General features: G+C 64.8%; 4 protein-coding genes. All 4 read right to left on the bottom strand.

Going from position 1 to position 4,408, the window contains the following annotated elements:
* Positions 1 to 273 (bottom strand): GTP-binding protein (locus Q8O14_06580; GenBank protein ID MDP2360403.1); only part of this gene is annotated, 273 nt, incomplete at its 3' end.
* Positions 274 to 496: 223 nt separating this feature from the next.
* Positions 497 to 2,575 carry an elongation factor G gene (gene fusA, locus Q8O14_06575; GenBank protein MDP2360402.1) on the bottom strand — a complete coding sequence of 693 codons (2,079 nt, stop codon included), beginning with the start codon at positions 2,573 to 2,575 and terminating at the stop codon, positions 497 to 499.
* A gap of 47 nt (positions 2,576 to 2,622) precedes the next feature.
* Positions 2,623 to 3,090: a 30S ribosomal protein S7 gene (gene rpsG / locus Q8O14_06570; protein ID MDP2360401.1), complete on the bottom strand. Its 468-nt coding sequence runs from the start codon at positions 3,088 to 3,090 to the stop codon at positions 2,623 to 2,625.
* Positions 3,091 to 3,111: 21 nt separating this feature from the next.
* Positions 3,112 to 3,513 (bottom strand): 30S ribosomal protein S12, encoded by a 402-nt coding sequence (gene rpsL, locus Q8O14_06565; protein ID MDP2360400.1) that lies wholly within the window; start codon positions 3,511 to 3,513, stop codon positions 3,112 to 3,114.
* Positions 3,514 to 4,408: the final 895 nt, after the last annotated feature.

Below are 4,408 nucleotides of genomic sequence, written 5' to 3'. Positions count from 1 at the left end.
GTTCTTCACGTAGTCCGCGTGGCCCGGACAGTCCACGTGCGCGTAGTGCCGCGCGTCCGTCTGGTACTCCACGTGCGCCGTCGCGATCGTGATGCCGCGCTCGCGCTCCTCGGGAGCGTTGTCGATGGAGTCGAAGCTGCGAAACTCCGCCTGCCCCTTCTTCGCCAGCGCCTGCGTGATCGCCGCCGTCAGCGTCGTCTTGCCATGGTCCACGTGACCGATCGTGCCCACGTTCACGTGCGGCTTGGTACGCTCGAATTTTGCCTTGGCCATTGCGCACTCCATAACCTGTTGCTGACTACACCTGGGCGCAGAACGCCCGCCAAAGCGCCACCGGCACGGAGGACGCCTCGCGGCGATTCCGCTTCCAGTCGCATGGCGCCGCCCTGGCCGGGCCGGGACGGGCCGCTCGGATCCTTGGCCCCGGTGGGCCGCGGATGCCATTCCACAGTGTGAAGCGTTCGGCGAGGGACCGGACCAGCCCCCGGGAAGCGGCCTAGCGGCCGTTCTTCTCCAGGATCTTGCCCGCCAGGTTCGCCGGGAGCTGCGCGTAGTGCGAGAACTCCATGGTGAACACGGCTCGTCCCTGCGTGATCGAACGGAGGGTAGTGGCGTAGCCGAACATCTCGGCCAGTGGAACGTTAGCGCGCACAATCTGCGCATCGCGGCGGGGTTCGATCCCGCTGATGCGCCCGCGACGGGAATTCAAGTTTCCCATCACGTCGCCCATGTAATCATCATGGACGACCACCTCCACGCGCATAATTGGTTCCATGAGGACGGGAGTGGCCTTGGCGGCCGCCTCCTTGAAAGCCATGGAGCCGGCGATCTTGAAGGCCATCTCGCTGGAGTCGACATCATGGAACCCCCCGTCGAAGAGGGTGACCTTGACATCCTCCACCGGATAGCCGGCCAGCACGCCGTTCTTCATGGCCTCCTGGATTCCCTGCGAAGTCGGATTGATGTACTCCCGGGGAATCACACCACCCACAATCTTGTCTTCGAATACATAGCCGCTGCCCGGCTCGCCCGGCTCCACGCGGATGACCACGTGGGCGTACTGCCCGTGGCCGCCCGTCTGGCGGACGAAGCGCATGTTGCTCTCCGCCGCCTTGGTGATGGACTCCTTGTAGGCCACCATGGGGGCGCCCACATTGGCTTCCACCTTGAATTCCTTCTTCATGCGGTCGATCAGGATCTCCAGGTGCAGCTCGCCCATGCCGGCGATCTGCGTCTGGCCCGTGTCCTTGTCCGACCGCACCTGGAAGGTGGGGTCCTCTTCGGACAGCTTTTCCAGGGCCGTGGACAGCTTGTCCTGGTCGGCCTTGGACTTGGGCTCGATGGCGATGGCGATGACCGGCTCGGGGAAGGTGATCTGCTCCAGCACGACGGGGTGGTTGATGTCGCAGAGGGTGTCCCCCGTGCGCACCTTCTTCAACCCGATCACCGCGGCGATGTCCCCGGCGTGCACCTCCTCGATGTCCTCGCGCTTGTTGGCGGACATCTGCAGCAGGCGGCCGATCCGTTCCTTCTTGCCCGAGCCCGTGTTCAGCACGCCGTCCCCCGTGGCCACCTTGCCGCTGTAGACGCGGAAGTAGGTCAGCTTGCCGACGAAGGGGTCGGTCTGGATCTTGAAGGCCAGGGCGGCGAAGGGTTCGTCCAACGAACACTGGCGCTCGACCAGGACGTCCGAATCCGGCTTGTGGCCCGTCACGGCGCCCACGTCCAGGGGGCTGGGCAGGTAATGGCAGACCGAATCCAGCAGGCGCTGGACGCCCTTGTTCTTGAAGGCGCTGCCGCACAGCACGGGCACGATGGAGAGGTCGATCGTCGCCTTGCGCACGGCGGCCCGGACCTCCTCTTCGGGGATCTCCTCCCCTTCCAGGAACTTCTCCATCAGGTGGTCATTGTAGTCCGACACCGCCTCGAGCATCTTCTCGCGGTACTCGAGGGCCAGGGTCGACATGTCGGCCGGGATGTCCGCCTCCTCCCACAGCTGCCCCAGGGACTGCTCGTTGTAGAGGACGGCGCGCATCTTGATGAGGTCGATCAGGCCGGTGAAGAGGTCGCCGGCGCCGATGGGGATCTGCAGGGGCACGGGGTTGGCGCCAAGGCGGTTGCGCATCCCCTCCATCACGGCGTAGAAGTCCGCCCCGGTGCGATCCATCTTGTTGACGAAGGCCATGCGCGGCACGCGGTACTTGTCCGCCTGGCGCCAGACCGTCTCCGACTGGGGCTCCACGCCGCCCACCGCGCAGAAGAGCGCCACGGCGCCGTCCAGGATGCGCAGGCTGCGCTCCACCTCGGCGGTGAAGTCGACGTGCCCGGGGGTGTCGATGATGTTGATGTGGTGATCGTTCCACCTCGTCGAGATGGAGGCCGAGGTGATGGTGATGCCCCGGGCGCGCTCCTGCTCCATCCAGTCCATCACCGCGGCGCCGTCGTGGACCTCGCCCATGCGATGCACCTTGCCCGTATAGTACAGGATGCGCTCGGTGGTCGTGGTCTTGCCCGCGTCGATGTGGGCCATGATCCCGATGTTCCGGGTCTTATGGAGCTGCTCGACGAATTCCATCCGGCTGAAGCCGATCCTTTCCTGTCAGGCCCGCGGGCCCGGTTGTGTTACCAGCGGAAGTGGGCGAAGGCCTTGTTGGCTTCGGCCATCTTGTGCACGTCCTCGCGCTTCTTGAAGGAGTTGCCCTCCTTCTTGAAGGCGGCCATCAGCTCGCCCGCCAGGCGCTCGGCGAAGGTCTTCTCGCTGCGGCCGCGGGAGTAGGTGATGATCCAGCGGATGGCCAGGGCCGTCTTGCGCTTGGGGCGCACTTCCACCGGCACCTGGTAGGTGCTGCCGCCCACGCGGCGGGAGCGCACCTCGAGCAGGGGTTCGACGGTGCGCACGGCCTTCTCGAAGACCTCGAGGCCCGCCTTGTCCATCTTGTTGTCCACGATCTCCACGGCGCGGTAGAATTCGCGCTCGGCCACGGCCTTCTCGCCGCCCCTCATCATGCTGTTGATGAAACGGGCCGCCAGCTGGGAGTGGAACTTGGGATCGGGGAGATTCACGCGCTCCGGCGCACGACGTCTACGCATGGTCGCTTCCTGCCTGCTTGCTTACTTCTTGCCCTTGGCCGGCGCCTGGCCCGGCTTGGGCTTCTTCGTGCCGTACTTGGAGCGGCCCTGGTTGCGGCCGTCCACGCCGGAGGCGTCCAGCGCCCCGCGGATGATGTGGTAGCGCACGCCGGGCAGATCCTTGACGCGGCCCCCCCGCACCAGCACGATGCTGTGCTCCTGCAGGTTGTGGCCCTCGCCGGGGATGTAGGCCGTCACCTCGAAGCCGCTGGTCAGGCGCACGCGGGCGATCTTCCGCATGGCCGAGTTCGGCTTCTTGGGGGTAGTGGTGCGCACCTGGGTGCAGACGCCGCGGCGCTGCGGACAGCGCTTCAGCGCGGGGCTGTTCTGCTTGTCGACCGCCTTTTCGCGGCCCATGCGGACCAGTTGGCTGATGGTCGGCACATTTCCTCCGAAATTTGCAAGACGACAAGTGTAGTGATCAGAGTTTTCCCGCGCAAGGGCTCCTTCCCTGGAAAATCAATCTTCTGAGTGGGCTGCGTCGCCGGAGATCGTCCAGTTGATCGTGTTCAACACGTCATTGAATCATTTACAATGACTAAAATAGAGTCAAACCTGAGGACAGGGACCGAGGAAAGGGGAGGAATTTCTCTCGGCTCGGGGCGAGGACTGACCTAGTCCAAGTTGCCGCACAGGTGTCCGACCATGGGTCGGACACTCTGGCCGTTGTTGCCGCCCGCATGTACGGCCCATGGCCAAGACAACTGGCAGGGCGTGCGTCTCGCCAGGAACGGAGACTTTGGCGGCGGGCGGGTGTCAATCGAGGCGGGCTGCTGCTGCCCCCATGTGGGGAGGCGGCCGGGGGGTGTCCGTGTGGGCGAACAGGTGTCCGACCCATGGTCGGACACCTCGGCAAAGCTTGCCGCCCTGTGTGGATAACCCACTTGGCTGTGTCAAACAGGGGACAGGCAGCGGACTGTCCCTGGACTGTCCATGGCGGTCAGACCAATCGTCTGACCTGAGGTTGGCTCGGCAGCCTTGAGGTCTGTCCACTGACCACTTGGCACCGACCACTGCCCTAGACCTTATGGAACGGCCGGGTCCCTACGTTGGCCGTGGGTTGATCCACGAGGGACCAGAGCCACACTGGGCAGTGCCCAGAAACGTAAGGAGCCCGGCCATGCATGAGAGTAACACGTCCACCACGTGGGTGGGACTGGATGTCCACCAGAATTCCATCACCGCCGCCATCCTGGCACCCGGGGCTGTTCGCCCAACGATCCAGCAATTGCCCGGCGACCTGAATGCCACCCGTCGCCTGTTTCGTCGCCTGGGAAAC

This window comes from bacterium, from assembly GCA_030685015.1.
Classification (GTDB): Bacteria; CAIWAD01; CAIWAD01; order CAIWAD01; family CAIWAD01; genus CAIWAD01.
Note: the sequence above shows the minus strand (reverse complement) of the source record. Positions and strands in the feature narration are given on the sequence as shown.